At 30.4% G+C, this 26,659-nt stretch carries 29 protein-coding genes; 18 read left to right on the top strand and 11 right to left on the bottom strand.

Translation table 11 applies throughout. The features are described 5' to 3' along the window. Window positions 1-5: 5 nt before the first annotated feature. Window positions 6-3,467 carry an efflux RND transporter permease subunit gene (locus ACN5J5_RS03935; protein WP_418646008.1) on the top strand — a complete coding sequence of 1,154 codons (3,462 nt, stop codon included), beginning with the start codon at window positions 6-8 and terminating at the stop codon, window positions 3,465-3,467. 71 nt (window positions 3,468-3,538) lie between these two features. After that, a complete protein-coding gene (locus tag ACN5J5_RS03930; protein ID WP_418646007.1) occupies window positions 3,539-4,003 on the top strand; it encodes a regulatory protein RecX in 465 nt (154 codons plus the stop codon). On the opposite strand, the gene ACN5J5_RS03925 is transcribed toward ACN5J5_RS03930, so the two are convergent. After that, entirely contained in the window at window positions 3,996-4,520 is a 525-nt protein-coding gene (locus ACN5J5_RS03925; RefSeq protein ID WP_418646006.1) for a hypothetical protein, read from the bottom strand. The two genes, ACN5J5_RS03930 and ACN5J5_RS03925, sit on opposite strands and share 8 nt — an antisense overlap. A gap of 181 nt (window positions 4,521-4,701) precedes the next feature. Here ACN5J5_RS03925 and ACN5J5_RS03920 point away from each other — a divergent pair, with 181 nt between their 5' ends. The 3 genes from ACN5J5_RS03920 (at window position 4,702) to ACN5J5_RS03910 (ending at window position 6,929) form a co-directional block, all read left to right on the top strand. Further along, entirely contained in the window at window positions 4,702-5,661 is a 960-nt protein-coding gene (locus ACN5J5_RS03920) for an NAD-dependent epimerase/dehydratase family protein (protein ID WP_418646005.1), read from the top strand. A 108-nt stretch (window positions 5,662-5,769) separates the two neighbouring features. Then, the gene (locus ACN5J5_RS03915; protein ID WP_418646004.1) at window positions 5,770-6,360 is read left to right on the top strand and encodes a thioredoxin family protein; all 591 of its coding nucleotides are present in this window, start codon (window positions 5,770-5,772) and stop codon (window positions 6,358-6,360) included. 89 nt (window positions 6,361-6,449) lie between these two features. Next, a complete protein-coding gene (locus ACN5J5_RS03910; protein WP_418646003.1) occupies window positions 6,450-6,929 on the top strand; it encodes an ABC transporter ATPase in 480 nt (159 codons plus the stop codon). A gap of 15 nt (window positions 6,930-6,944) precedes the next feature. On the opposite strand, the gene truB is transcribed toward ACN5J5_RS03910, so the two are convergent. From truB to mce, 5 genes are all read right to left on the bottom strand, one after another. Continuing rightward, on the bottom strand, window positions 6,945-7,637 hold the full coding sequence (gene truB / locus ACN5J5_RS03905) for a tRNA pseudouridine(55) synthase TruB (RefSeq protein WP_418646002.1): 693 nt from the start codon (window positions 7,635-7,637) through the stop codon (window positions 6,945-6,947). Then, window positions 7,638-8,432, bottom strand: a complete 795-nt coding sequence (locus ACN5J5_RS03900; protein WP_418646001.1) for an undecaprenyl-diphosphate phosphatase — start codon at window positions 8,430-8,432, stop codon at window positions 7,638-7,640. A 3-nt stretch (window positions 8,433-8,435) separates the two neighbouring features. Beyond that, window positions 8,436-8,678, bottom strand: coding sequence for a DUF3098 domain-containing protein (locus ACN5J5_RS03895; RefSeq protein ID WP_418646000.1), 243 nt, complete (start codon window positions 8,676-8,678; stop codon window positions 8,436-8,438). Window positions 8,679-8,685: 7 nt separating this feature from the next. Then, window positions 8,686-9,564 carry a cell division protein FtsX gene (locus ACN5J5_RS03890; RefSeq protein ID WP_418645999.1) on the bottom strand — a complete coding sequence of 293 codons (879 nt, stop codon included), beginning with the start codon at window positions 9,562-9,564 and terminating at the stop codon, window positions 8,686-8,688. 61 nt (window positions 9,565-9,625) lie between these two features. After that, window positions 9,626-10,027 (bottom strand): methylmalonyl-CoA epimerase, encoded by a 402-nt coding sequence (mce, locus tag ACN5J5_RS03885; protein WP_418645998.1) that lies wholly within the window; start codon window positions 10,025-10,027, stop codon window positions 9,626-9,628. Window positions 10,028-10,493: 466 nt separating this feature from the next. Here mce and ACN5J5_RS03880 point away from each other — a divergent pair, with 466 nt between their 5' ends. From ACN5J5_RS03880 to ACN5J5_RS03855, 6 genes are read left to right on the top strand one after another with little or no spacing between them, the layout of a single operon-like run. Continuing rightward, window positions 10,494-11,144, top strand: coding sequence for a hypothetical protein (locus ACN5J5_RS03880; protein WP_418645997.1), 651 nt, complete (start codon window positions 10,494-10,496; stop codon window positions 11,142-11,144). Beyond that, window positions 11,123-11,872: a sensor histidine kinase gene (locus tag ACN5J5_RS03875; protein ID WP_418645996.1), complete on the top strand. Its 750-nt coding sequence runs from the start codon at window positions 11,123-11,125 to the stop codon at window positions 11,870-11,872. Before ACN5J5_RS03880 ends, ACN5J5_RS03875 begins: the two co-directional genes overlap by 22 nt. Window positions 11,873-11,923: 51 nt before the next feature. Continuing rightward, window positions 11,924-12,568: a response regulator transcription factor gene (locus tag ACN5J5_RS03870; RefSeq protein WP_418645995.1), complete on the top strand. Its 645-nt coding sequence runs from the start codon at window positions 11,924-11,926 to the stop codon at window positions 12,566-12,568. A 21-nt stretch (window positions 12,569-12,589) separates the two neighbouring features. Then, window positions 12,590-12,985 carry a ribosome-binding factor A gene (locus ACN5J5_RS03865; protein ID WP_418645994.1) on the top strand — a complete coding sequence of 132 codons (396 nt, stop codon included), beginning with the start codon at window positions 12,590-12,592 and terminating at the stop codon, window positions 12,983-12,985. Between the two features lie 39 nt (window positions 12,986-13,024). Continuing rightward, entirely contained in the window at window positions 13,025-14,227 is a 1,203-nt protein-coding gene (locus ACN5J5_RS03860) for an ABC transporter permease (protein ID WP_418645993.1), read from the top strand. Between the two features lie 5 nt (window positions 14,228-14,232). Beyond that, window positions 14,233-14,895 (top strand): hypothetical protein, encoded by a 663-nt coding sequence (locus ACN5J5_RS03855; RefSeq protein ID WP_418645992.1) that lies wholly within the window; start codon window positions 14,233-14,235, stop codon window positions 14,893-14,895. On the opposite strand, the gene dusB is transcribed toward ACN5J5_RS03855, so the two are convergent. Then, window positions 14,896-15,897, bottom strand: a complete 1,002-nt coding sequence (gene dusB / locus ACN5J5_RS03850) for a tRNA dihydrouridine synthase DusB (RefSeq protein ID WP_418645991.1) — start codon at window positions 15,895-15,897, stop codon at window positions 14,896-14,898. 102 nt (window positions 15,898-15,999) lie between these two features. On the opposite strand from dusB, the gene lepA reads away from it, so the two are divergent. Then, entirely contained in the window at window positions 16,000-17,796 is a 1,797-nt protein-coding gene (lepA, locus tag ACN5J5_RS03845) for a translation elongation factor 4 (protein WP_068702748.1), read from the top strand. A gap of 83 nt (window positions 17,797-17,879) precedes the next feature. On the opposite strand, the gene ACN5J5_RS03840 is transcribed toward lepA, so the two are convergent. Continuing rightward, the gene (locus tag ACN5J5_RS03840; protein WP_418645990.1) at window positions 17,880-18,578 is read right to left on the bottom strand and encodes a zinc metallopeptidase; all 699 of its coding nucleotides are present in this window, start codon (window positions 18,576-18,578) and stop codon (window positions 17,880-17,882) included. Between the two features lie 95 nt (window positions 18,579-18,673). On the opposite strand from ACN5J5_RS03840, the gene ACN5J5_RS03835 reads away from it, so the two are divergent. The 6 genes from ACN5J5_RS03835 to ACN5J5_RS03810 all read left to right on the top strand — a co-directional run bounded on the left by ACN5J5_RS03835 (window position 18,674) and on the right by ACN5J5_RS03810 (window position 22,988). Next, window positions 18,674-19,705, top strand: coding sequence for an asparaginase (locus ACN5J5_RS03835; protein ID WP_418645989.1), 1,032 nt, complete (start codon window positions 18,674-18,676; stop codon window positions 19,703-19,705). A 240-nt stretch (window positions 19,706-19,945) separates the two neighbouring features. Next, window positions 19,946-20,659, top strand: a complete 714-nt coding sequence (locus ACN5J5_RS03830) for a MotA/TolQ/ExbB proton channel family protein (protein ID WP_418645988.1) — start codon at window positions 19,946-19,948, stop codon at window positions 20,657-20,659. A gap of 8 nt (window positions 20,660-20,667) precedes the next feature. Further along, window positions 20,668-21,105 (top strand): hypothetical protein, encoded by a 438-nt coding sequence (locus ACN5J5_RS03825; protein ID WP_418645987.1) that lies wholly within the window; start codon window positions 20,668-20,670, stop codon window positions 21,103-21,105. Window positions 21,106-21,111: 6 nt separating this feature from the next. Beyond that, complete coding sequence (locus tag ACN5J5_RS03820) at window positions 21,112-21,738, top strand: ExbD/TolR family protein (protein ID WP_418645986.1); 627 nt, start codon at window positions 21,112-21,114, stop codon at window positions 21,736-21,738. 22 nt (window positions 21,739-21,760) lie between these two features. Further along, entirely contained in the window at window positions 21,761-22,231 is a 471-nt protein-coding gene (locus ACN5J5_RS03815; protein ID WP_418645985.1) for an ExbD/TolR family protein, read from the top strand. Between the two features lie 88 nt (window positions 22,232-22,319). Next, the gene (locus ACN5J5_RS03810) at window positions 22,320-22,988 is read left to right on the top strand and encodes a porin family protein (RefSeq protein WP_418645984.1); all 669 of its coding nucleotides are present in this window, start codon (window positions 22,320-22,322) and stop codon (window positions 22,986-22,988) included. Here ACN5J5_RS03810 and ACN5J5_RS03805 read toward each other — a convergent pair. From ACN5J5_RS03805 to asnS, 3 genes are all read right to left on the bottom strand, one after another. Next, on the bottom strand, window positions 22,983-23,582 hold the full coding sequence (locus tag ACN5J5_RS03805; protein ID WP_418645983.1) for a hypothetical protein: 600 nt from the start codon (window positions 23,580-23,582) through the stop codon (window positions 22,983-22,985). The two genes, ACN5J5_RS03810 and ACN5J5_RS03805, sit on opposite strands and share 6 nt — an antisense overlap. Next, window positions 23,582-25,042: an RNA polymerase factor sigma-54 gene (gene rpoN / locus ACN5J5_RS03800; protein ID WP_418645982.1), complete on the bottom strand. Its 1,461-nt coding sequence runs from the start codon at window positions 25,040-25,042 to the stop codon at window positions 23,582-23,584. The genes ACN5J5_RS03805 and rpoN overlap by 1 nt, the downstream gene beginning before the upstream one ends. Before the next feature lie 83 nt (window positions 25,043-25,125). Beyond that, window positions 25,126-26,559: an asparagine--tRNA ligase gene (gene asnS / locus ACN5J5_RS03795; protein WP_418645981.1), complete on the bottom strand. Its 1,434-nt coding sequence runs from the start codon at window positions 26,557-26,559 to the stop codon at window positions 25,126-25,128. Window positions 26,560-26,659 lie beyond the last annotated feature (100 nt).

The raw sequence follows: 26,659 nt of genomic DNA, 5'->3' as shown, positions 1-26,659 counted from the left end.
AAAATATGTCTAAAAAAAATAAACAAGTGGATAAAGAGTTTGGGCTATCCTCTTGGGCAATTAATAACAAAACTACCATGTATGTGGTTATGTTTGTTATCTTTTATTTAGGAGTTTCAGCTTTTTTTGAAATGCCTCGTGAAAGTTTCCCAGAAATTAAAGAAACAAAAATTTATATCAGTACACCATTTTTTGGTAATACAGCTGAAGATATAGAAAAGTTAATTACAGATCCGTTAGAAGAAAAATTAAAAACGGTTAGTAATGTTGTTGAAATTACTTCTACCTCGCAAGAAGATTACTCGATGGTTATTGTTGAGTTTGATGAAAAGATAGAGGTAAAAGATGCAAAGCAAAAAGTAAAAGACGAAATAGAATCTGAAACTTCAGGTGAAGATTGGCCAACTTTTAACGGAGCTAAAGTAGAACCGAATGTTTTTGCTTTAAGTATGAGTGAAGAAATGCCAATACTTAATATTAATATTTCAGGTGATTATACTGTAGGTAAACTAAAAGAATTTGGTGAGTTTCTTCAAGATGAAATTGAAGGGTTGCAAGAAATTAAGCAGGTTGATATTCGTGGAGTACAAGATAAAGAAGTAGAAGTTGCTGTAGATATTTACAAAATGCAAGCAGCAAAAGTTAGTTTTGGCGACATCATTAACGCAATTAATGGTGGAAACTCAACAATGTCGGCAGGTAACTTAATTACAAGTGGTCAGCGTAGAACAATTAGAGTTTTAGGCGAAATAGAAACTCCGTCAGAATTAAAAGACTTTGTTGTAAAATCAGAAAAAGGAAACCCGATTTACTTAAAAGATGTAGCTGAAGTGTTTTTTAGAGAAAAAGATGTAACAACTTATGCAAGGGAAGAAGGGCATCAAGTAGTTATGTTAGATGTTAAAAAACGAGCAGGATCAAACATGGTCGCTGTAGCTGAACAAATACAATTAATGGTTGCTGATGCAAAAGCAAATGTTTTTCCAGGTGATTTAAAAGTAACTATAACAAACGATCAATCTTCTGTAACTATTGCTGCAGTTGATGATTTGGTGAATAATATTTTATTTGGAGTTATTTTAGTGGTAACTGTATTAATGTTTTTCTTAGGGTTTAAAAACGCAATATTCGTTGGTTTTGCAATTCCAATGTCTATGTTTATGTCGTTAATGATTTTAAATATGTTTGGCTATACCTTAAATACCATGATTCTTTTTGGGTTAATTATGGGGCTCGGAATGTTAGTGGATAACGGTATTGTGGTTGTAGAAAACGTTTATCGTTTGATGGATGAAGAAGGTATGAGTAGAATTGAAGCCGCTAAAAAAGGTATTGGAGAAATTGCTTTTCCAATTATCATCTCTACAGCAACAACAGTAGCAGCTTTTATTCCGCTTGGTTTATGGCCAGGGGTTATGGGAGAGTTTATGAAATTATTGCCAATTACTTTAGGTATCGTTTTAAGTTCTTCATTAATAGTAGCTATCTTTTTTAATTCGGTATTGGTATCAAACTTTATGAGTACTGAAGACAAGGATATGCCTATTAAAAAAATAATTACGATGACTGTAATTATTGTAATTTTTGGAGTTTTAATATATATAATAGGTGGTACTTATAGAGGTTTAGGAACCTTGATGATTTTTACAGCAATTATGTTATGGATTTACAGATTGTTTTTACGTAAATGGGCAAATGCTTTTCAAACAAAAGTATTACCTCGTTTAGAAAATTGGTACGAGCGTCAATTACGAAGATCTTTGTCTAAAAAAGCACCTTATTGGTTAATTGGAGGAACTTTTGTTTTGTTAATAATTTCTTTTATCGCATTAGGAGCTTCGTTAGCTTCTCAGCGTACAAAAGTAGAGTTCTTTCCAGATAATAAACCAAACCAAATTGTTGTTTATATTGAGTATCCGCAAGGAACGGATATTGAGAAGACAAATCTAATTACCAATGAAATAGAAAAGAAAGTATATTCGGTTTTAAACGATTCGCAATATACTGATGGTGATTATAACTTTATGGTTGAAAGTGCAGTTTCGCAAGTAGGTGAAGGGGCAGGAAATCCCCAAACAGATGGAGGTTCATCGGCAGAAATGCCTCATAAAGGAAAAATTACAGCTTCAATGCGAGAGTATAAGTATAGGCGTGGAGAAGATAGTGAACTATTACGTCAAAAAGTACAAGCAGCTTTAGTTGGTATTTATCCTGGAGTTTTAATATCGGTAGAAAAAGATGCTAATGGGCCACCAGCGGGAGCACCTATTAATATCGAGATAGAAGGAAACGATTATAACGAATTAATTATAACAGCTGAAAGAATGCGTAATTTTATCAATTCTAAAAATATACCTGGAGTTGATGAAATTAAAATAGATGTTAACAAAGATAAACCAGGAATGCAGGTTGTTGTTGATAGAAAAAAAGCAGGTGAATTAGGTGTAAGCACATCGCAAGTTGGTCAGCAAATACGTAATTCTATTTTCGGAGCAAAAGCAGGTATTTATAAAGAAGATGGTGAAGATTATGATATATATGTGCGTTTTAATAAAGCGAATAGATATAATTCTAACGCTATTTTTAATCAGAAAATAACTTTTAGAGATAATTCGGGACAGGTAAAAGAAATTCCTGTTTCAGCAGTTGCAAAACATAGAAATAATTCAGGATTTAGTGCTGTTAAGCATAAAGATGTGAAACGAGTTGTTACTGTGTATTCTCAATTATCACCAGGGTTTACAGATGCAGGAGCTATTGTAAATCAAGTACAAAGTGAAATGGAGTCGTTTAAAGATATGCCAAAGGGTATTAAAGTAGATTATACAGGGCAAATTGAAGAACAAAACAAGCAAATGGCTTTTTTAATGGGAGCATTGTTTACAGGTTTAGGCTTGATTTTCTTTATATTAATTTTCCAATTTAATTCTATTTCTAAACCAACCATTATTATGATTTCGATTTTATTAAGTCTTATCGGAGTTTTTGGAGGATTGGTAGTTACAGGTTCAGCATTTGTTATTATGATGACTATGATGGGTATTATATCGCTTGCAGGTATTGTGGTAAATAACGGTGTGGTACTGTTAGATTATGCACAGCTTTTAATTGATAGAAAGAAAATTGCTTTAGGTTTAGATGAAGATGCTTATTTAGAAACACAAGATTTATTTGAAGCTATAGTTAAGGCAGGTAAAGCACGTTTACGTCCGGTATTATTAACGGCAATTACCACTATTTTAGGGTTAATTCCGTTAGCAATAGGATTTAATATTAACTTCTTTACCATGTTTGCAGATTTTGATCCTAAAATATATATGGGTGGAGACAACGTTGTGTTTTGGGGACCTTTAGCGTGGACTGTTATTTACGGTTTATTAATTGCAACCTTTTTAACATTAATAGCGGTGCCAATTTTATTCTTTTTAATTACACAGTTTAAAATGTGGTTAAAAAGAAATTCATAAAAAGAGTTTTATTTTTAGATAAAAGAGTTGAAAGTGTAAAAACTTTCAACTCTTTTTTTATTTTTGAACTTATGGATAAAAAGGTTTTTACGGTTGATGAAATAAAAAGAAAATTAGAGCAGTATTGCGTGTATCAAGACCGTTGCCATAAAGAAGTTGAGCAAAAAATAAAAGAATACAACTTAATTCCTGAAGCCAGAGAACTGATTCTTTTAAGTTTAATGCAAGATAATTTTTTAAACGAAGAACGATTTTCTAAAAGTTTTGCAAGAGGGAAATTCCGAATAAAAAAATGGGGGAAACAACGAATTGTTAGAGAGTTGAAATTTCGTAATATATCAGCCTACAACATAAAAACTGCCTTAAAAGAAATTAGCGACGAAGATTATATGACTACTTTATATAGTTTGGTGTCAAAAAAAAACCAGCTTGTTACAGAAACAAATCCGTTTAAAAGAAAAAAGAAAATAGCCGATTACTTATTATATAGAGGCTATGAAAGTAATTTAGTTTACGAGGCTTTAAAAACTATTTAAAATTAAATAAGCTATCTACTTTTATCGCTTTATCAAAACGTTTTTTTGCATATACTGTATTTATTTTATGGTTTATACTGCCAAAAAGAGAAAAGACTTTTTTTACCTGATTATTTATTTCTTTTGATGTAATAGAGGGTATGTACGTCATATCGGCTAATCTTATAACCTCATTTTCAAAAACATTTATTCGGGCTTTAAAAGCAGGTGTTTTTAACGTTTTTATATTTAAGCTATCTTTTAATTGTTGAGTTAATGTTCTTAACTCTAAAGCATTGTTTAAAGCCTCTGTAGGTGTTGTGTTTTCTAATTGTTTGGTAAATTCATCAACAATAAAATATTCTTTCCAATCTTTAATTTCTTTACGAGAACTTTTGTCTAGTTGAGTATATTTTAACTGTTTAACAACAGTGTTCATGCCTGTTTTTTGTATTTCAGTATTTTTTTTGCTTTCTTTTTTCTGACATGAAAAAGAAATTAATAAAAAAGAAAATAAAACGTATAAAAAAGCTCTCATTAATAGAATTTTAAAGTGATAAAAGTACATATTTTACTCGGTTTATAAATAATAACTAAAAGATAAGTTTAAAATCAGTTGTTTAAAATGGTATTTTGTTGATAATTAAAAAAGTAGAAATATTTTTTACGAATTATGAAATTTAATAACTTTGCAAACACATATTTTTGAACTTTTAAAAATGAATGAAACCATATTAATTTTAGGAGCTTGCGGGCAAATAGGAACTGAGTTAACTCAAAAACTTCGTGTTATATACGGAAATGAGCATATAATTGCTTCTGATATTAGAGAAGGAAACGAAGAAATGATGAGTTCCGGCCCTTTTGAAATTATAGATGCAACTAGTAAAGAGAGAATTTTAGAGGTAATTCAAAAATATAAAGTTACGCAGGTGTATTTAATGGCAGCAATGTTATCTGCAACAGCAGAGAAATATCCTTTAAAAGGATGGGATTTAAATATGACTTCATTATTAGCTGTTTTAGAAATTGCAAGAGAAAAACATATAAAGCAAGTGTATTGGCCAAGTTCAATGGCTTCTTTCGGGCCAACATCACCAAAAATGAATACGCCTCAGCAAACTATTATGGAGCCTTCAACAGTTTACGGAATTAGTAAAGTTGCAGGTGAACATTGGTGTAATTATTACCATGAAAAATTTGGAGTAGATGTACGTAGTATTCGTTATCCAGGTATTATTAGTTGGAAAACATTACCAGGTGGAGGAACTACAGATTATGCGGTTGATATCTATTTTGATGCCTTGAAAAAAGGAACTTTTGAGTGTTTTTTGTCTGAAAATACGCGTTTGCCAATGATGTATATGGATGATGCAATTAATGCTACTATTCAAATTATGCAAGCTGATGCTGCTAAGATTAAAACAAGAACTTCGTACAATTTATCAGCAATTAGTTTTACACCAAAAGAGATTGCCGCAGAAATTAAAAAATACGTTCCTGAGTTTACAATAACTTATAAACCAGATTTTAGACAAGCTATTGCCGATAGTTGGCCACAGATTATTGATGATTCTCATGCCCGAAAAGATTGGGGATGGCAACATGATTTTGACTTAGCTTCTATGACAAAAGATATTGTAACGAGCTTAAAAAATCAACAATTAGAAGAAGTGTAAGTTTTTAAAGTTAAAAACGTCTATAATAACTCTTTTTAAGTACTGTAACTTAGGTTGCTTTAAATGTAAAAGAGAAGAAATACATTTGTATCATTAAAGATTATTAAGATGAAAAAAGTTATAGAAAATAGTTTAAAAAAAGCAATCTCATATTCAGAATATAGAGTTTTTGTTAAAGAATTATTAGCGCAAGGAAAATCAACAGGTCCAAATCAATCTGATGATTTGTTAAATTATAGTTTGTTAAATGATAAACGAATGAAGCGTTTAGATAAAACGATGAAAGTATCTGAAGAAACTATAGCAAAACTTAAGGATGTAAAAGAGCCTCAAACTTGGTTGGTTTTAACTGAAGGTTGGTGTGGTGATGCAGCTCAGAATTTGCCAGTTATTAATAAACTTGCAGAAGAAAGTGAGAACATTAATTTAAAAGTTGTTTTAAGAGATGAAAATCTTGATTTAATGGATGGTTTTTTAACTAACGGAGGTAGGGCGATACCTAAGTTAATTGCATTAGATAAAGATAACGAAGTAATTGGTACTTGGGGACCAAGACCTGATGTAGCTACTAAAATGGTTGCAGATTATAAAGAGAAAAACGGAAGCATAGATGCTAAGTTTAAAGAGGATTTACAGGTTTGGTATAATAAAAATAAAGGCGGAAACCTTCAAGAAAATCTTGTTTCATTACTAGATTAAGGTTTGTTTTTAGATAAAATAAATCTCCTTTTTTATTGTAAAAAAGGAGATTTTGTTTTCTGTATCTTTGCCTTTCAGAAAAAATAAATATGTTAGTAGATTTCAGTACATTATCAGAAGAAGCAAAAGTTTGGATTTATCCTTCGAGTCGTAAGTTTTATCCGCAGGAAATAGACGAGCTAAACGATAAATTGAAAACTTTTATTGAAGGATGGAAACAGGATGATGAAGATTTTAAAGCTTCTTTTGAATTAAAATACCACCGATTTGTTGTTTTTTATGCGGATGAAAGTGCTAATTTATCAAGTGCAGATATTGATGTTTTGGTTGGTTTTGTTTTACAATTACAACAAGTATACGAAATTGAGCTACTAGACAGAATGAATGTGTGTTTTAAACAAGGAGAATACACACAATATAAAGAATTAAAAGATTTTAAAAAATTGATTAAAAACAAAGCTGTTACAGGTAAAACAGTTGTTTTTGATAATTTAATTCAAACAAAATACGAATTAGAAAACTACTGGGAAGTACCAATGACAGATAGTTGGTATAATCGTTTTTTGTAAGCCTATAAAAAGTATTTATTTTTCTTCTAAAGTAGTTATAAATTCATCTACACTTAATGCATTATCAACTTTAAAATCGCCAATTTTGGTTCTTCTTAAAGCCGATAAATGAGCTCCAGATTTTAAGGCAACTCCAAAATCATAAGCTAAAGAACGAATGTAAGTTCCTTTGCTACAAATAACTCTAAAATCTAAATTATTGCCATCAATATTTGTTATTTCAAAAGTGTTAATGGTAATTTCTCTCGCTTTTATTTCGGTAGTTTCACCTTTACGAGCTAACTCGTATAAACGCTTACCTTCTTTTTTTATAGCAGAAAAAATAGGTGGTTTTTGCTGAATTGTTCCTGTAAACTGTTTGGTAGTTTCATGAACTAATTCGGCAGTAATATGATCGGTAGAAAAAGTTTCGTTTATTTCGGTTTCTAAATCATAACTAGGTGTGGTTCCGCCTAAAGTAATTGTACCGGTGTATTCTTTTATTTGCCCTTGATATTCGTTAATGCTTTTGGTTTGTTTACCTGTGCAAATTATTAATAAACCAGTTGCAAGCGGATCTAAAGTTCCGGCATGTCCCACTTTTATTTTTTTAATATCAAAACGTTTACGAATGTGCCAACGTAATTTATTAACTACCTGAAAAGAGGTCCATTCAAGAGGTTTATCAATCAATAAAACTTGTCCGTTTTTGTAATCTTCAGCAGTCATCTAAAAAAATAAAGAGTATATAATAGCAATTAAACCTACAATGGCGCAGTATAACGAAAAGTAAGATAATTTACTTTTTTTAACTAAAGAAATCATCCAAGTGCAGGCAAGTAAACCTGCGATAAAAGCTGCGATAAAACCTGCGGATAATGAAACAATTTCATCACTTTTAAAATTAATATCACCACTTAAAATATCTTTTGCTACTTTTCCTAAAATTAAAGGAACCACCATTAAAAATGAAAAACGAGCAGCTTTACTTCTGTCAACTCCTAATAAAACAGAAGTAGAAATGGTAGCCCCAGAGCGAGAAATACCAGGAAGCATTGCAATAGCTTGCGAAATACCTATAATAATTGAGTTGTTAAACGATACTTTTTTGTTGGTGTTTTTAGCTTTGTCGGCAAATAAAAGTAATACTGCGGTTACCAATAACATAACACCTACTAATAATATTTTTCCGCCAAAAAAACTTTCTAACTCCTTTTCAAAAGCTAAACCGATAATTACAGCAGGAATCATAGAAAGAATTATTTTTACAGAAAACTGCATTTCTTCGTTCCATTTAAATTGAAATAACCCTTTAAAAATGGTTGCAATTTCTTTTCTAAAAATAACAATGGTACTTAAAGCTGTAGCAGCGTGTAAAACAACGGTAAAAGTTAAACTTTCTTCGGGTACAGAGGTGTCGCCAAATATTGCTTTGGCAAGTTCTAAATGTCCGCTAGATGAAACTGGTAAAAATTCGGTAAGACCTTGAATAATACCAAGGATGATTGCTTCTAAAATATTCACTTCTTATTTTTTTGGATTGGCAAAAATAGCATAAATTTCAATTCCTAATCCGATAATTACCAAAGTTGGCGCTAAACGAATTCTTTGCCAGTTATAAATTTCAGGATTAAACACAGTTGGATCTTCGCTACCGCCGCCTGCCATTAAAATAAAACCTAAGGCAATAACCGCTAAACCAATTAACATGATTATATAATTTCGTTTACCGAATAAAAATTCTTGTTTTGTAGTGTTATTTTCTTTCATAAAAATCTTAGTAATACAAATCGTTAGTTTGTAGGTTTAAAAAACGTTGAGTAGCAAAAAAGGTGCTAATCCATGTAATAAAAAATGCGGTAAATAAAACGCCACTACCTACATAAGTTAAAGAAACATAATCTGTTAATAAATCTAAAGTAGGAATGTATTTGTTAAGTTGATAAATTACAATTGCTAAACCTAACAAAGATATAAAAGCACCTAGTAAACCAAGTTTAATACTTTGCCAAATAAAAGGTTTACGAATAAAACTTTTAGTTGCGCCTACCATTTGCATGGTTTTAATATTAAATCGTTTAGAGTAAATTGATAGTCGAATAGAACTGTTAATTAAAATAATTGCAACGACAGCAAAAAATCCGCTTAAAACAAGTAGCCAAAAACTTATTTTCTGAATGTTTTTGGTTAGTAATTCAACCAAAGGTTTGTCGTAATTTATTTCTGCAATAAATTTATTTTTATCGAACGATTTTTTAATTTCGGTCATCTTTTTCGGAGTCACAAAATCCGCTTTTAGGTAAATGTCAATTCCGTTTTTAAGAGGATTGTCGCCTAAAAATTTTAAAAAATCTTCACCTAAATCTCTTTTATAAGTTTTTGCTGCTTCGCTTTTAGAAATGTAAACAACTTTGTTGGTGTATTTTTCTTTTTTAAGAACGTCTTTAAATTTTTTTATTTGAACATCGGTAACGTCATCTCTTAAAAAAAGTGTCATCACTACTTTTTCTTTAAAATGATTGGCAACTTTGGTCGATTTTAATAAAACTAAACCTAATATACCCATCATAAAAAGCACTAAAGCAATACTTACTACTACAGATACATAAGATGATTGTAAACGTCGTTTTTGAAAAGAATCAAAAGAAGTTGTCATTATTTAATACGAGTTTTAAACTTTGCAAGATACAAATATTTAGGGTTTTAATATGGTTTGATTACTCAATTTCTTGACACAATTCAATTAAAACACCGTTGGTTGTTTTTGGGTGTAAAAAAGCGACTAATTTATTGTCTGCTCCTTTTTTAGGTGTTTCGTTTAATACCGTAAAACCTTCTTTTTGTAAGCGTTTAATTTCGGCATTAATATCGTTAACAGCAAAAGCGATATGGTGAATTCCTTCTCCCTTTTTTTCTATAAATTTAGCAATCGGACTTTCAGGTTTTGTAGCCTCTAAAAGTTCTATTTTATTTACACCAGTTTTAAAAAATGATGTTTTTACACCTTCACTTGCTACTTCTTCAATTTTATAATGTGGTTTGCCAAAAAGAGCAGCAAATAATTGGTTAGATTTATCTAAATCTTTTACAGCAATACCTATATGTTCTATATTATTCATTTGGTAAAAATAATAAAATCTATTGGTAAAAGTAATCGAGAAAAAACAAGAGTGTTAGCTATAAAAATAAATAAGTAAATTCATTGGTAGTTTTAGGGTGTTTTTCCTGTTTTTTAGTTAATAAAGTAGCTGTTTTGTGGGCTTTAGAGTGATTTTTGTATAAAAGAGAATGTCTTGTTAATTAATAAGATGCTATATTTAAGAAAAATTAAAAAATAGTTATAATGAAAAAGACTAATTTATTAAAGTTAATGATTGCTGTTTATGCAATAATTATTGTAGTTTTTATGATTTCGTAAGAAAAACAAGAATGTAGGTGTGAAAATGAGAGAGGGTTGGTGAAAAGAGCTTTTTGTTATGAAGATAAAAGAAAGCTAATAAGTTTGATAAAAATGAAGAATTAAAACGAAATAAATTCAGATTCTAATAGATTGCAATCAAAACCACCCATGTAATTATAAAAAAAATGAAGCTTTTAAACATCGCTTATATTTTAATGTTTACTTCTCCTATTTTATATTTTATAAAATATGGAAAGAATTTTTATGTAAAAAAAGAAAGATGTTTTTTAGTATATTTAGGTTTGATAACTTTAGTAGAGTTGTTTAATTTATGTTATAAAAAATTTGTAAATCCAAACGGAGAATTCACAAATTTGATTTACAATGTTCTTGTTTTTTTTGAGTATAATTTAATATTTCTGTTTTATAAAGAGGTTTCTCACGAAAAACAAACAAAATTGTACCTTAAAATCGCTTTAATTCTTTTTAATTTAGGCTACTTTATTTCGGTTTTTTATTACGGTAAAGAAGTAATGGTAAGGTATATGAATTATATACTTGTTCATGGCTCTTTTTTAGTTAGTGTGGTTTTTGTATTATATTTAAGGGAGTTTTTACTGTCAGATAAAATATTAAACTACCAAAAAGATATTACTTTTTGGATTACTGTAGGTTTTTTATTGTATTATTTAGGTACCATACCATTAACTGCTGCCTATGAATTTGTTTATATAAATAACAATATAAATGCATTTAATATACAGGTAATGCTTACAATTATTATGCATGTTTGTTTTATTTTTGGAATTATAAAGTGTTGGAAAAAGATCAGGTAGCCCTTATTATTGTAACTATTTTAACTGTACTCGGAGTAGTTTTTTTAATTATTCTTTTTACAGTTTTTCAGCGTCGTAAAAATAAATTATTATTAGAACGAGAAGAAAATAAAAAAAAGTATGAAGAAGGAATTACAGCAACTCAAATAGAAATTCGTGAAGAAACCTTACGGAATATTAGTTGGGAACTACACGATAATATCGGGCAGCTTTTAACATTGGCAAAAATACAAATGCAACATGCATCTATTGAAAATATAGATGAAATTTCAGAGATAATTACCAAAAGTTTAAATGAAGTTAGAGCTTTATCAAAATCAATAAATCCAGATTTTATAAGAAAAATAAACTTTAAAGAGGCCTTAAGGCTGGAGTTAGATCGGTTTGATCGATTAAAATATATAGAATCTGATTTAATTATTACAGGAGAAGAAATAGAAGTAAATGAAAAGCACGGAATTATAATTTTTAGAATCTTGCAAGAGTTTTTATCGAACACTATAAAACACTCAAAAGCATCAAAACTTACGGTTTCTATATCTTATAAAAAAACAACTATTGAAATTATAGCAAAAGATGATGGCGTTGGTTTTAAAACGGATGTAAATACCCAAAACGGAATCGGATTACAAAACATAAAAGCAAGAGCAAAATTGATTAATGCTGAGGTTAAAATGAAATCAGCACCCCAAAAAGGAACAAGTTTAATAATAAATTATTATATTTAAGGAATAAAAAAATCTCTCCCCTACAACAATAATAACCAAATTTGCGTAACTATGAAATATTCAGTTGTAGTTGTAGACGACCATACGCTATTGTCTCAAGCTATTGAAGGGATGGTAAATACTTTTGATAAATTTAAAGTATTATATACCAGTAAAAACGGAAAAGAAGTCGCCGAAAAATTTTCAGCATCACCTAAAAACATCCCAGATATTGTTTTGGTTGATGTTAATATGCCTATTATGAATGGTATTGAAACGACAGAGTGGATTGTTGAAAATTATCCAAATGTACATGTTATAGCCTTGTCTGTTGAAGATGCTGATAATACAATTTTAAAAATGCTAAAAGCAGGAGCTGTAGGGTATTTACTAAAAGACACTAAAAAACAAGTATTAGAGCAGGCATTGTTAGAAATGATGGATAATGGTTTTTATCATACCAGAAATGTAACCACTTTATTGCTAGATTCTGTTTCGGGTAAAAACGGAAAAAATAACGTATCGTTTAAAGATAACGAGATGAAGTTTATGAAATTAGCGTGTTCTGAGTTAACTTACAAAGAAATTGCCGATAAAATGTTTTTAAGCCCTAAAACCATAGATGGTTATCGCGATAGCTTGTTTACAAAACTAAATGTACGTAACAGGGTAGGAATGGTAATGTATGCTATAAAAAATAAAATTTACACTCCGTAATTTTATGCTTAAATTTGCAGCATGGAAGAAACTAATAGACAACGAAAAATTGCAGGAGTATTGCAAGAAGATTTGGTAGATGTTTTACAACGTGCTGCACAAGGTGGAATGAAGGGGGTAATTATATCAGTATCTAAAGTTTCGGTTACTGCCGATTTAGGTGTTGCTAAAGTGTATTTAAGCGTTTTTCCTTCGGATAAAAGAAATGAAATTGTAGAAGGTGTAATATCTAATACATCAACGATTCGTTATGAAATGGCAAAAAGAACAAGGCATCAATTAAGAAGGATGCCAGAATTGTTGTTTTTTGGTGATGACAGTTTAGATTATATTGAAGATTTAGATAAGTCATTAAAAGGAGAAGACGTAAATCCGATTAAAAATCCAGATGTTTTACCACGTCGTCAAAAACGTTAATAAATTTTAATTACATTGCTAACTAAGATTTATTAATAGTTGAAATTTTCTTTATACATAGCTAAAAGATATCTGTTTTCTAAAACAAGTACCAACGCAATTAATATTATAACATTTATTGCGGTTTTTGGTGTAGTTGTAGGTGCTTTAGCTTTATTTATTATTTTATCTGGATTTTCAGGATTAAGAACATTTAGCGATAATATGCTTAAAGATTCTGACCCAGATATAAGAATCACATCAGTAAAAGGAAAGTCGTTTAAATATACCGATGATATTCATCAAAAATTACTTGAGAACGCACAAATAAAAAGTGTTTCGAAAATAATTGAAGAACGTGTTTTTTTAAAATATAAAGATAAAAGCCAGGTTGCTTTTATTAAAGGTGTTGATGAAAATTACAAAAACATTATTCCTGTTGATTCTTTGCTAGATGTAGGAACTTGGGTTGATCCTGAGTTTAAAAACACAGCCGTTATTGGTAACGGAATTTCATATAAGTTATCGTTAGGAATTTTAAATTTTGGAGAACCGTTGCAAATAATGGTGCCAAAACCAGGAAAAGGATTTGTAAATGTAAACAATGCTTTTAAATCGGTTGCTACTCAAATAATCGGTTCATATTCGGGGTCGGAAGAATTTCAAAATAAATATGTTTTTACTGAATTGTCTTTAGCACAAGAGTTACTGAATTACGAAAAAAATCAAATTTCAGGAATCGAAATAAAGCTAAATTCAACGGTTGATTTAGATGATTTTCAAGAAAAACTTCAAGAAACGTTTGGTGCTAATTTTAGTATAAAAACAAGGGCACAGTTAAATGCCTTGTATTATAAGGTGATTAACACCGAAAATTTTGTTTCTTATTTAATTTTCACGTTGATAATAGCCATCGCTTTGTTTAATGTAATCGGTTCGATAATTATGATGATTATCGATAAGCAAAAAAACCTTAAAACCTTATATAATTTAGGTGCTAGTATTGATGAAATTAAAAAAATATTTGTGCTGCAAGGTTTTTTATTAACCATTGTAGGTATGCTAGTGGGCTTGGTTACTGGTGTTTTGTTAGTGTTAATTCAACAGCGTTACGAGCTGTTTATGATTACTGAAACATTGGCTTATCCGGTAGAATTTAGATGGATGAATTTGTTAATAGTAATTTGTACTATTTCTGCACTAGGTCATATTGCTTCAAAAATTGCCAGTTCAAGAATTTCTATTAAATTTATTGAAAAATAAACTTAATGAGGAAATACTTTAGACTACTCCTATTACTAAATTTTTTAATAATATTTTCTTGCAGTGTAAAAAAAAGACACCCTTTTTTACAAAATACAAAGAAAAATTATGTCCTATTAACTAACGAACAGGTAAATACTTATAATAGGTATTTTACATTTGATGTTTTTGATAAGTGGGATGCTTATTACGATGCTCATAATTTAATTATGTATTCACCATTAGGAGTTGAAAGAAAACCAATAAAAATAAATAAGAGTGATGCTCTTAAGAAGAAAAAAGCTCAAGAAATATATGAGTTTAATAAAAACAATGTTTATAAAAAGGGGAGTTACTGGGAAAATTATTTAACAGCTTATAGTCAGAGTAAAGATTCTATAAAAGCTTACACCTCTAAAGAGGTTTTAGCCTTGTATTTAAGTGATAAAAAGAAAAAACATAAAGGTTTTAAATATGAGTTAATTAGGGAGAAGCATAAAGTATATGGAGAAATAATATATATTAAATATGGTGTAGAATGGACTTTAGTTACAAGAACTCATTTAGATGCTATAATATTAGGTGGTAAGAGAGTATATTATTTTAGATATTCAACAGAAAATCCATATTATTCATTTTATTATAAAGATGTAATTAAAATGATAAACTCGGTAATTGTTAAAGAATAATTACTTAATCTCAGGAATTGTAGCGTTTCCGAATTTAGCTTCGACTTCATCAAAAACAGCAAAAACATCTTTTGCATCATCCGAAGTAACCATTTTCATTCGGTATTCTTTAAAATGCGGAATCCCTTTAAAATAATTGGTATAATGTCTTCTGGTCTCAAAAACACCTAACACAGGTCCTTTCCAATCAATAGCCATTTGTAAATGCCTACGAGCCATTTCTACACGTTGTGCAATTGTTGGCTTAGCTAAATACTTACCCGTTTTAAAATAATGTTTTACTTCGTTAAAAAACCAAGGATACCCAATTGCTGCTCTACCAATCATACAGCCATCTAAACCATATTTATCACGCATTTCCATTGCTTTTTCTGGCGAGGTAACATCACCATTACCAAAAACAGGAATGTGCATTCGTTGATTGTTCTTTACTTGTGCAATTGGCGCCCAATCTGCATCACCTTTGTACATTTGCGCACGCGTACGGCCATGAATAGAAATTGCAGCACAACCAACATCCTGCAAACGCTCGGCAACTTCAACAATTCTTATCGAATCATGATCCCAGCCTAAACGTGTTTTTACGGTAACAGGTAAATTAGTATGTTTTACCATGGCTTCAGTTAAAGAAACCATTAAATCTATATCTTTTAAAATTCCAGCACCAGCACCTTTAGAAACCACTTTTTTAACTGGGCATCCGAAGTTAATGTCAATAATATCTGGGTTCGATTTTTCAACAATTTCTACCGTTTTTAGCATTGAATCTAAATTTGCACCAAAAATCTGAATCCCAACAGGGCGTTCTTTTTCGTAAATATCTAATTTCATAACGCTTTTTGCAGCATCACGAATCAGTCCTTCTGATGAAATAAATTCAGTATATACCACGTCAGCACCATTTTCTTTGCATAAAGCTCTAAACGGTGGGTCACTTACATCTTCCATTGGCGCTAATAAAAGCGGAAAATCAGGAAGTTCAATATTGCCAATTTTTACCATGCTGCAAAGTTAGTTTTTATTTTTTTATTGAGTAAATTTTTAATTGTACAACGTTTTTCAAAAAAGTATCTTTGTCGGTCATAAGAAGTTAGAACACGAAGCATGAAAAAAATAAGAAACTTTTGCATTATTGCGCATATTGATCACGGTAAAAGCACACTTGCTGATAGATTATTAGACTATACAGGTTCGGTTACCGAGCGTGAAAAACAAAGTCAGCTTTTAGATAATATGGATTTAGAGCGTGAGCGTGGTATTACCATTAAGTCACACGCAATTCAAATGGAATATACGTATGAAGGAGAAGAATATGTATTAAATTTAATTGATACTCCAGGACACGTAGATTTCTCGTATGAAGTTTCTCGTTCTATCGCTGCTTGTGAAGGTGCTTTGTTAATTGTTGATGCAGCACAAAGTATACAGGCACAAACAATTTCTAATTTATATTTAGCGTTAGATAATGATTTAGAAATTATTCCGGTATTAAATAAAGTGGATTTACCAAGTGCAAATCCTGAAGAAGTTACCGATGATATTGTTGATTTATTAGGATGTGACGCCGAAGATGTAATTCACGCAAGTGGAAAAACTGGTTTTGGAGTAGATAATATTTTAGCAGCAATTATAAATAAAGTTCCTGCGCCCCAAGGAAATCCTGATGCGCCATTAAAAGCCTTAATTTTTGATTCGGTATATAATTCTTACCGTGGAATTGAAACTTATTTTAGAGTAATTGATGGTTCTATCAAAAAGAATCAACGAATTAAATTCATGGCAACAGGTAAAGAGTATGGAGCTGATGAGGTTGGTACTTTAAAGTTAGAACAAGAAGTAAAAAAAGAAGTAAAAACAGGAGATGTAGGGTATTTAATTACAGGTATTAAAGCCGCAAAAGAAGTAAAAGTAGGAGATACAATTACCGATTTTGAAAACCCTACAACCGATACAATTGATGGTTTTGAAGATGTAAAGCCAATGGTATTTGCGGGTATTTACCCTGTTGATACAGAAGATTACGAAGAGCTTCGTAACTCAATGGAAAAATTACAATTAAATGATGCTTCTTTAGTGTTTCAACCAGAAAGTTCAGCAGCTTTAGGTTTTGGATTTCGATGTGGGTTTTTAGGAATGTTACACATGGAAATTATTCAAGAACGTTTAGAGCGTGAGTTTAATATGACGGTAATTACTACGGTGCCAAACGTATCATATCATGCTTATACAAAGAAAAATCCAGAGGAAATAGTATTGTTAAACAATCCGACAGATTTACCAGATCCATCAAGGTTAGATAGAGTAGAAGAGCCTTTTATTAAAGCATCAATCATAACAAAATCTGATTTTGTGGGGCAAGTAATGTCGCTTTGTATTGAAAAAAGAGGAGAGATTGTAAATCAAACGTATCTAACAACCGAAAGAGTTGAATTAACATTTGATATGCCGTTGGCAGAAATTGTTTTCGATTTTTATGATCGATTAAAAACGGTTTCTAAAGGATATGCTTCTTTTGATTATGCTCCGATAGGAATGCGAACTTCTAAATTAGTACGTGTAGATATTTTATTAAACGGACAACCAGTAGATGCACTTTCCGCATTATTGCATGCAGATAATGCGTACACAATTGGTAAAAAAATAGTTGAAAAACTTAAAACATTAATACCAAGACAACAGTTTGATATTCCTATTCAGGCTGCAATTGGAGCAAAAATTATTGCGCGTGAAACTACAAAAGCTTTACGTAAAGATGTAACAGCAAAATGTTATGGAGGTGATATTTCACGTAAACGTAAATTATTAGAAAAGCAGAAAAAAGGTAAAAAGAGAATGCGTCAGGTTGGTAATGTTGAAATTCCGCAAGAAGCATTCATGGCAGTTTTAAAGCTGAATGATTAATTTGTATTCGATAAAATTATATAAAAAAAAGCCTTTTTGATTTTTCAAAAAGGCTTTTTTTTTAAAATAGTGTAATAGCAATATTAATCTCTGCTACCTAAAATTCGTAATCCCCAATATAATAACATTGCTAACGAACCTAGTGCAGCAACTAAATAAGTTCTTGCAGCCCATTTTAAAGCATCTTTAGAGCCTGCTAATTCTTCACGGGTAACAATATGTTTGTTTTCTAGCCAAGCTAAAGCTCTGTTACTAGCATCATACTCAACAGGTAAAGTAATAAAACTAAATAAAGTTCCCATTGCCATAAAAATTAATCCACCAATAGCAACCATTTGTCCAATTCCTGGTTGACCCGCACCAGCACCTAAAACAATTCCACCAATAATCATCCATTGAGAAAAACGAGAAGAAATACTAACAACAGGTACTAATTTAGAACGCATTGTTAACCATTGATATGCTTTTGCGTGTTGAACAGCATGTCCAACTTCGTGAGCCGCAACTGCAGCAGCAGAAGCGTTACGTTGATTGTAAACGCCTTCGCTTAAATTAACCGTTTTGTTTTGCGGATTGTAATGATCGGTTAACATACCAGGAGTAGAAATTACTTTTACATCGTTAATTCCGTGATCAGCTAGCATTTTTTGAGCAATTTCGGCACCGCTCATTCCGTTTCTTAAATGAACATTTGAATATTTTTCAAATTTTCTTTTAAGTGTGTTACTCACAATCCAACTGAATAAAGAGATTACACCAATTAAAATATAAAAACCTATCATAATTTATTTAGTTTTAAAATTTTGTGTCATTTTTGTTTGATAAATTTACAACATAAATTATTCCATAGTTAAATTCTTAATAAGAAAATGTCATAATGTCAAAAAAACCTAAGATTTTAATAGTTTACACGGGCGGAACCATTGGTATGGTAAAAGATTATGAAACGGGAGCTTTAAGGGCTTTTGATTTTAGTCAGATATCAAGTAAAATTCCAGAATTGCAACAGTTAAATTGTGATATTTCTACCATTTCGTTTGATGAACCGATGGATTCCTCAAATATGAATGTGAATTATTATATTGATATTGCTCAAATTATTTCAGACAATTATGAAAAGTTTGATGGTTTTGTGGTGCTTACAGGATCAGATACGATGTCTTATACATCATCAGCAATTAGTTTTATGTTCGAGAATTTACAAAAACCTGTAATTTTTACAGGTTCTCAACTACCAATAGGTGATTTAAGAACCGATGCAAAAGAAAATTTAATAACCTCTATTCAAATAGCATCAACATACGAAAATGAAAAACCAGTAATACAAGAAGTTGGTTTGTATTTTGAGTATAAATTATATAGAGCAAATAGAACTACTAAAATAAATGCAGAACAATTTGAAGCTTTTGCTTCTATGAACTATCCACCTTTGGCGGAAAGCGGGGTGCATTTAAATTTTAATTATCCGATGTTATTTAGGTTGGGAAAAGAAAAAGAAGAACTTGTTTTTAGAAAGCGATTAGATAATAATGTTGCAATTTTAAAATTGTTTCCAGGAATTACAGCATCAGTAGTAAAAAGTTTTATGGATATTCCTAATTTAAAAGGGGTTGTTTTAGAAACGTACGGTTCGGGTAATGCACCTACCGAAAAATGGTTTTTAAATTTATTAGAGGCAGCAGTTAAAAAAGGTATCTATATTGTAAATGTAACACAGTGTGCAGGCGGAAGTGTTATTTTAGGGCATTACGAAACAAGTTCTGATTTAAAACGGATCGGAATTGTAGATGGAAAAAATATTACAACAGAAACTGCGGTAGCAAAAATGATGTATTTATTAGGTGAAAAGTTCTCGAAAGAAGAGTTTAGAAGCTATTTTGAAATGTCTTTACGAGGAGAAATCAACTAAATTGTGTTTTTTTCACTAAATTTACATCCATAACTACTTGAAATACTAGTAGAAAGGATAAAAAAAACATAAATAACATAGTTTTTTTTAATGTCCCAACATTTTTTTGTTACTTGGCACTCTGAAAATTAAAAGTGTAATAAGTACAAGTAAAGAATCACTTATTTGCAAAAAAATGAGTTTTTCATAGTAAAATTTGTATTTTTAACCCGTTAACTATTTAAAATTAATTATAACAAAATGAAGAAAGTAGTAAATTTCCTAACTGTTGCAGGATTTATGTTTTTAGGGGCTATTCAGTCAACTTATGCTCAAGAAGCAGAGAAAACTTTTCACCAAGAGTTAAAACAACGTTTTATTGAAGGAGACCCTAAGTTTATGGGAATCGTATTGGTAGCTTTAATTTTAGGTTTAGCAATCGCAATTGAAAGAATTATTTATTTAAACATGGCTACAACTAATACTAAAAAATTAGTAGCTAATGTTGATGAAGCATTAAGTTCTGGTGGTGTAGAAGCTGCAAAAGAAGTTTGTAGAAATACAAAAGGACCAGTTGCATCTATCTTTTACCAAGGATTAGAAAGAGCTGACGAAGGATTAGAAGCTGCTGAAAAAGCTGTAGTAGGTTACGGTGGAGTACAAATGGGATTATTAGAGAAAAATGTTTCTTGGTTATCTTTATTTATCGCATTAGCACCAATGTTAGGGTTCATGGGAACTGTAATTGGTATGATTGAAGCTTTTGATAAGATCGCAGTAGCAAATGATATTTCTCCAGCAGTAGTAGCAGGTGGTATTAAAATTGCGCTTTTAACAACTGTATTTGGTCTTGTTGTAGCAATTATTTTACAAATTTTTTACAATTACATCGTTTCTAAAATTGATAGTATTGTAAATAATATGGAAGATGCTTCAATTTCTTTAATCGACTTATTAGCTAAGTATAAAAAATAAAAAGATATATGAATAATAAAATATTAACATTACTTACAGCTGCAATATCACTTATAGGTGCTGCGTTGTTTGTAAACGTTGTAAGAATAGATAAAGAAAACCTAGAAGCGGTTTCTGATGCTGTTTCTCCATTAGTTACTTATTCATATTATTTATTAATAGGAATAGTAGTTGTTGCTGTAGTGATTTCACTATTAAGTATGTTTAAAAATCCAGCAGCTTTAAAGAAAACAGTTTTAGGCGTTGTAGCTTTAGGTGTAATTTTTGCTGTATGTTACATGTTGTCTTCTAACGGACAAGTAATGGGGGCAGATGGATCAGAATTAGTTGGAGAAGGAAGTATATCTAAATGGGTAGGAACTGGAATCAGCTTTAGTATGACTTTAGGTGCTGTTGCAGGAGCATTCTTTGTAGTAGATTTATTAAAAGGAATCGTTAAATCGTAAGTTATTATGGCAAGAAGAGAAAACCCAGAAATTAATGCAGGTTCGATGGCAGATATTGCATTCTTGCTACTTATCTTTTTCCTTGTAACAACAACAATGGATGTAGATTCAGGTATCCCTAAAAAGTTAGCTGAAAAAACAGATGTTAAACCACCTATTGTAAAAGAGAAAAACATTTTTCAAGTTAGTATTAACAGAAATAACCAATTGTTCGTAGAAGAAGAGGGTATGGAGTTAAAAGACTTAAAAGATGCGGCTATTAAATTTATAGATAATGGTGGTGGTATTGGTAACCCAATGCCAGGAAAAGATGCAGGAGCGTCTTGTAACTATTGTAAAGGAGAAAAAAATCCTAATTCATCAGATCATCCAAATAAAGCAATTATCTCTGTAGAAAGTGATAGAGGTACCGAGTTTGGAATGTATGTATCTGTACAAAATGAATTATTAAAAGCTTATTCAGAATTACGTAACAGATTATGCCAAGAGAAATATGGTATGAGCTTTACAGAATTAGATAAAGCTTTTAAAGCAAGTGCAAGAAAAGATGAAGCATTAAGAAAGAAAGTTGAAGATATTAAGAGTAGTTACCCTCAAATTATATCTGATACAGATCCAACGAATGTTCAATAAATAGTATTAAAACAATTTAAGTATGTCTAAATTTAAAAAGAAGAAAAAAGAGATGCCAGCAGTGAATACTTCTTCACTACCTGATATTGTTTTTATGTTATTATTTTTCTTCATGGTTACTACAGTAATGAGAGAAAACGATTTATCAATCGAAGCTCCTCGTTTACCTAGTGCAAGTGAAGTAAAGAAATTAGAACGTAAAAGTTTAGTAAGTACAATTTACGTTGGTAAAGCTAAAGATGCTAAATTTGGAACAAGTTATAATAGAATTCAGTTAAACGATAAAATTGCAACACCAGAGGATGTACCTTCTTTTATTTTTATAGAAAGAGGTAATGTTTCTGAAGCAGAAGTTCCGTTTATGACTACTTCTATTAAAGCAGATAAAGAATCGAGTGTTGGTACATTAGCCGATATTCGTGAAAAATTAAGAGATGTAAACGCTCTTAAATTAAGTTTATCTACACATAAAGCAAGCGATATTAAAAAGTAATTACTTTTTAAATAAATAAGTAAAAGAGCAATCGTACGATTGCTCTTTTTTTATATAAAAAAACTATATTTATACGTTATTAAGTATTATGAAAAAAAGTATAAGTCTATTTTTGTTTTTTATAAGTATAACAATCTATGCTCAAAGAGATTCTTTACAAGTTGGAGATGTATATTGGGAAGATCAGTTATATATAAATGTATCATATAATATTTTTGATAAACAACCAAAAGAGCTTAATAAAAGTGGTTTTTCCTTCGGATTTTCTGGCGGATATATAAAAGATGTTCCGTTAGCTAAAAGCGGTAGAGTAGCTCTAGGCATTGGTTTAGGTTATGGTTTTGATTCTTTTAATCATAATTTAAAAGTAATAAAAGGAAATCCGAATAGTTTTGAAATAGGGAATTCTCTTAGCTCTAATAAATTAAAAATACATAATATTGAAATGCCAATTCAATTTAGATGGCGAACTTCAGCAGTAAATACGTATTCGTTTTGGAGAGTTTATACAGGTATTAAGTTAAGTTATAATTTTAATCATACTTTTAAGTATACCGATGCTGGCACTCAAATTTCAATATCAAACTTATCAGCATATAATAAATTTCAAACAGGATTTATTATTTCTGCGGGTTACGGAACTTTTAATTTTCATTTATATTACGGCTTAACTCCTGTATTTAAAAGTGCAGCTTTAAATGGAGATGATATTAATACAAACGTAATTAGATTCGGATTAAGTTTTTATCTACTATAATATAAAATAAGCCAAAAAAGGACTTAAAAGACCGATAAAAAAACCAAGATAAACTTCGTTGTAAGTGTGAGCTTTTAAATGTAATCTAGAGCTTGCTAATAAGCCTGACAATGAAACTAAGATTAAAATTAATGGTAAAACATTTACGTTGTATAATTGGTTAAAAAGTAAAAAATAACCTAATGTTGCCCCCATTGATAATAAATGTAAACTAGTTTTTATTTTTGTAATAAAAAGCATATAAACAATTCCCAAGCCAAAAACTACCCCAAAAAACAAAAAACTTAAATCTTTAATAATGGCAGTTTTTGTAAAAAAATTACCTAACATAAAATGTAATGTCATCATTAAAAAAATAGGAACTTTACGTTCATTTATTCCGTGTACTTGAAACGATTTTATATATCCTAAAGATTTTAAAATGATTAACAAAAGTAGTGGTATTACATAAGTTGTAACAAACACAATACCTAATATTGTGTATTGCTGATGACGACTTAAGTTAATTGGCGTAAAGATAAAGTAAAGAATTATGCCAATTGTTGGTATAACAATTGGATGTAAAACGGTTGATATAAACTTGTGCCAGCGCATTATATTTCTTTACGTAATCTTGCTACCGAAATATCTAATTGCTCGCGATATTTGGCAACCGTTCTCCTAGCGATAGGATAGCCTTTTTCTTTCAATATTTTCGATAATTTTTCATCCGTTAACGGCTTTCTTTTATCTTCTTCTTGAATAACAGTTTCAAGAATTTTTTTAATTTCACGAGTTGAAACGTCTTCACCTTGATCATTTTTCATCGATTCTGAGAAAAACACTTTAATCAATTTTGTTCCGTAAGGTGTCGTTACATATTTGCTATTCGCAACTCTAGAAACGGTTGAAACATCCATCTGAATTTCATCAGCAATATCCTTTAAAATCATGGGTTTTAGTTTACGCTCATCACCTGTTAAAAAATATGCTTCTTGTCGATGCATTATCGCGTTCATAGTAACTAATAATGTTTGTTGACGTTGTTTTATGGCATCAATAAACCATTTTGCGGCATCTAATTTTTGTTTGATGAACATTACCGCGTCTTTTTGACTTTTGCTTTTATTTTTAGCATCACTATAACCTTTTAGCATGTTGTTGTATTCGCGAGAAACATGCAATTCGGGAGCGTTTCTTGAGTTTAAGGTAAGTTCTAAAACTCCGTCAATAATTTGTATCGAAAAATCTGGAACAATTTGTTCTGCAATTTTATTGTTGCCAGCGTAAGAACTACCAGGTTTCGGATTTAAGCGTCCTATTTCGGCAATTATTTCTTTTAACTGTTCTTCGTTAATATTAAATTTTTCTAGCAGTTTTTTATAGTGCTTCTTTACAAAATGATCAAAAGCATTTTCAAGAATATCAATAGCTAAAATTCTAGTTTCTTTTACCGATTTAGATTTTAACTGAATAATTAAACACTCTTTTAAATCGCGTGCACCAACACCAACAGGATCTAACTTTTGAACCACGTTGGTTAAAACATTGCTTACTTTTTCTTCAGATGTAAATACATTTTGAGTAAAAGCTAAATCATCAACTAAATCGATAATTTCTCTACGAATGTATCCGCTATCATCAATACTACCAACTAAAAATTCGGCAATAGCACGTTCTTCTTCTTCAATTCTAAAAGTATTTAATTGATTTTTTAAAGATTGATGAAAAGTTGTTCCTGCTGCATAAGGTACTTGTTTATCTTCATCATCTGCTGAATAATTATTTGCCTGAGTTTTATAACTCGGGTATTCATCATCACTTAAATATTCATCAATATTGATGTCTTCAGTATCAATTTTTTCGTTTCCTTCATCAAAATCTTCCGCATTTGTTAAGGTATCTTCAAAATTTTCAGGCTCTTCTTTACCAGTATCTAAAGCAGGATTTTCTTCAATTTCTTGCTTTAATCGCTCTTCAAAAGCTTGGGTAGGCAATTGAATTAATTTCATCAACTGAATTTGTTGAGGAGATAGTTTTTGAAGTAATTTATAATGTAATCCTTGTTTTAGCATACTTACAAATATAAGAAATAGGATAAAAAGAAATCGTCATTCTGTGAGGAATGACGATTGTATATGTAAGTTTTATGATTTTTTTAAAACTCTGCGTTTTGTGGTGTTCTTGGAAAAGGAATTACATCACGAATGTTACTCATTCCGGTAGTAAATAAAACCAAGCGCTCAAATCCTAATCCGAAGCCAGAATGTACAGCTGTACCAAATTTACGAGTATCTAAATACCACCATAATTCTTCTTCTTCAATATTTAAAGCTGCCATTTTTTCTTTTAAAACATCTAAACGTTCTTCACGTTGAGCACCTCCAACAATTTCTCCAATACCAGGAAAAAGAACATCCATAGCGCGTACAGTTTTTCCATCGTCGTTTAAACGCATATAAAATGCTTTAATATCTGCTGGATAATCAAATAAAATAACAGGACATTTAAAGTGTTTTTCAACTAAATAACGTTCGTGTTCTGATTGTAAATCTACACCCCATTCGTTAATTGGAAATTGAAATTTCTTTTTCTTATTTGGTTTACAGTTGCGTAAAATATCAAAAGCTTCAGTATAAGAAACACGTTTAAAATTATTTTCTACAACGAAATTTAATTTTTCTAACAAACTCATATCGCTACGTTGTGCTTGAGGTTTGCTTTTTTCTTCTTGCGTTAAACGGTTATCTAAAAAGGCTAAATCATCTTTACAATTTTCTAAAACATATCCTAAAACCGATTTAATAAAGTCTTCAGATAAGTCCATATTACCATCTAAATCCATAAAAGCCACCTCAGGTTCAATCATCCAAAATTCAGCTAAATGACGTGTTGTGTTAGAGTTTTCAGCTCTAAAAGTAGGGCCAAAAGTATATACTTTACCTAATGCCATGGCATAAGTTTCGGCTTCTAATTGACCAGAAACCGTTAAGTTGGTTTCTTTACCAAAAAAATCTTGTGTATAATCAATAGTTCCTTCTTCGTTTAATGGCGCTTTATTTGTTTCAAAATTTGTTACATGAAACATTTCTCCTGCACCTTCGGCGTCAGAACCGGTAATTATTGGTGTGTTAACATAATTAAATCCGTTTTCTTGAAAATATTTATGTACCGCAAATGATAATGCTGAACGAACTCGCATTACTGCGCTAAATGTATTGGTTCTAATACGTAAATGTGCATTTTCTCTTAAAAACTCTAAACTATGTTTTTTAGGTTGAATTGGATATTCATCAGGATTAGAGTCACCTAAAATTTCTAATTTACTAACTTTAATTTCAACAGATTGACCTTTACCTTGACTTTCTTCTAAAATTCCTGTAATACTAACAGCGGCACTGGTAGTTATTCTTTTTAAAAGTTCTTCATTCGTATTTTCAAAATCTACAACACATTGAATATTATTAATGGTTGAACCATCATTTAAAGCAATAAAACGATTGCTTCTAAAAGTTCTTACCCATCCTTTTACGTGTACTTCTTGTAAAAATTTATCAGAATTTAATAATTCTTTAACGCTACTTCTTTTCATCTTTTAAAAATTGAGAGGCAAAGATACTTTTTTGTAATAAAACAATCAATGTAGATTATAATTGATTTTAGTTAGAATTTTTTTAAAGAAGATTATTTTT

This window comes from Tenacibaculum insulae, from assembly GCF_964512435.1.
GTDB classification, from domain to species: Bacteria; Bacteroidota; Bacteroidia; order Flavobacteriales; family Flavobacteriaceae; genus Polaribacter; species Polaribacter insulae_A.
This window is presented reverse-complemented; position numbering and strand designations above follow the sequence as displayed.

Bases quoted from the DNA above. Each gene is read 5' to 3' on its own strand.
- ACN5J5_RS03935 (WP_418646008.1), top strand. From the start codon at position 6: ATGTCTAAAAAAAATAAACAAGTGGATAAAGAGTTTGGGCTATCCTCT.
- ACN5J5_RS03930 (WP_418646007.1), top strand. From the start codon at position 3,539: ATGGATAAAAAGGTTTTTACGGTTGATGAAATAAAAAGAAAATTAGAG.
- ACN5J5_RS03925 (WP_418646006.1), bottom strand. From the start codon at position 4,520: ATGAGAGCTTTTTTATACGTTTTATTTTCTTTTTTATTAATTTCTTTT.
- ACN5J5_RS03920 (WP_418646005.1), top strand. From the start codon at position 4,702: ATGAATGAAACCATATTAATTTTAGGAGCTTGCGGGCAAATAGGAACT.
- ACN5J5_RS03915 (WP_418646004.1), top strand. From the start codon at position 5,770: ATGAAAAAAGTTATAGAAAATAGTTTAAAAAAAGCAATCTCATATTCA.
- ACN5J5_RS03910 (WP_418646003.1), top strand. From the start codon at position 6,450: ATGTTAGTAGATTTCAGTACATTATCAGAAGAAGCAAAAGTTTGGATT.
- truB (WP_418646002.1), bottom strand. From the start codon at position 7,637: ATGACTGCTGAAGATTACAAAAACGGACAAGTTTTATTGATTGATAAA.
- ACN5J5_RS03895 (WP_418646000.1), bottom strand. From the start codon at position 8,678: ATGAAAGAAAATAACACTACAAAACAAGAATTTTTATTCGGTAAACGA.
- ACN5J5_RS03890 (WP_418645999.1), bottom strand. From the start codon at position 9,564: ATGACAACTTCTTTTGATTCTTTTCAAAAACGACGTTTACAATCATCT.
- mce (WP_418645998.1), bottom strand. From the start codon at position 10,027: ATGAATAATATAGAACATATAGGTATTGCTGTAAAAGATTTAGATAAA.
- ACN5J5_RS03880 (WP_418645997.1), top strand. From the start codon at position 10,494: ATGAAGCTTTTAAACATCGCTTATATTTTAATGTTTACTTCTCCTATT.
- ACN5J5_RS03870 (WP_418645995.1), top strand. From the start codon at position 11,924: ATGAAATATTCAGTTGTAGTTGTAGACGACCATACGCTATTGTCTCAA.
- ACN5J5_RS03865 (WP_418645994.1), top strand. From the start codon at position 12,590: ATGGAAGAAACTAATAGACAACGAAAAATTGCAGGAGTATTGCAAGAA.
- ACN5J5_RS03855 (WP_418645992.1), top strand. From the start codon at position 14,233: ATGAGGAAATACTTTAGACTACTCCTATTACTAAATTTTTTAATAATA.
- dusB (WP_418645991.1), bottom strand. From the start codon at position 15,897: ATGGTAAAAATTGGCAATATTGAACTTCCTGATTTTCCGCTTTTATTA.
- lepA (WP_068702748.1), top strand. From the start codon at position 16,000: ATGAAAAAAATAAGAAACTTTTGCATTATTGCGCATATTGATCACGGT.
- ACN5J5_RS03840 (WP_418645990.1), bottom strand. From the start codon at position 18,578: ATGATAGGTTTTTATATTTTAATTGGTGTAATCTCTTTATTCAGTTGG.
- ACN5J5_RS03835 (WP_418645989.1), top strand. From the start codon at position 18,674: ATGTCAAAAAAACCTAAGATTTTAATAGTTTACACGGGCGGAACCATT.
- ACN5J5_RS03830 (WP_418645988.1), top strand. From the start codon at position 19,946: ATGAAGAAAGTAGTAAATTTCCTAACTGTTGCAGGATTTATGTTTTTA.
- ACN5J5_RS03825 (WP_418645987.1), top strand. From the start codon at position 20,668: ATGAATAATAAAATATTAACATTACTTACAGCTGCAATATCACTTATA.
- ACN5J5_RS03820 (WP_418645986.1), top strand. From the start codon at position 21,112: ATGGCAAGAAGAGAAAACCCAGAAATTAATGCAGGTTCGATGGCAGAT.
- ACN5J5_RS03815 (WP_418645985.1), top strand. From the start codon at position 21,761: ATGTCTAAATTTAAAAAGAAGAAAAAAGAGATGCCAGCAGTGAATACT.
- ACN5J5_RS03810 (WP_418645984.1), top strand. From the start codon at position 22,320: ATGAAAAAAAGTATAAGTCTATTTTTGTTTTTTATAAGTATAACAATC.
- ACN5J5_RS03805 (WP_418645983.1), bottom strand. From the start codon at position 23,582: ATGCGCTGGCACAAGTTTATATCAACCGTTTTACATCCAATTGTTATA.
- rpoN (WP_418645982.1), bottom strand. From the start codon at position 25,042: ATGCTAAAACAAGGATTACATTATAAATTACTTCAAAAACTATCTCCT.
- asnS (WP_418645981.1), bottom strand. From the start codon at position 26,559: ATGAAAAGAAGTAGCGTTAAAGAATTATTAAATTCTGATAAATTTTTA.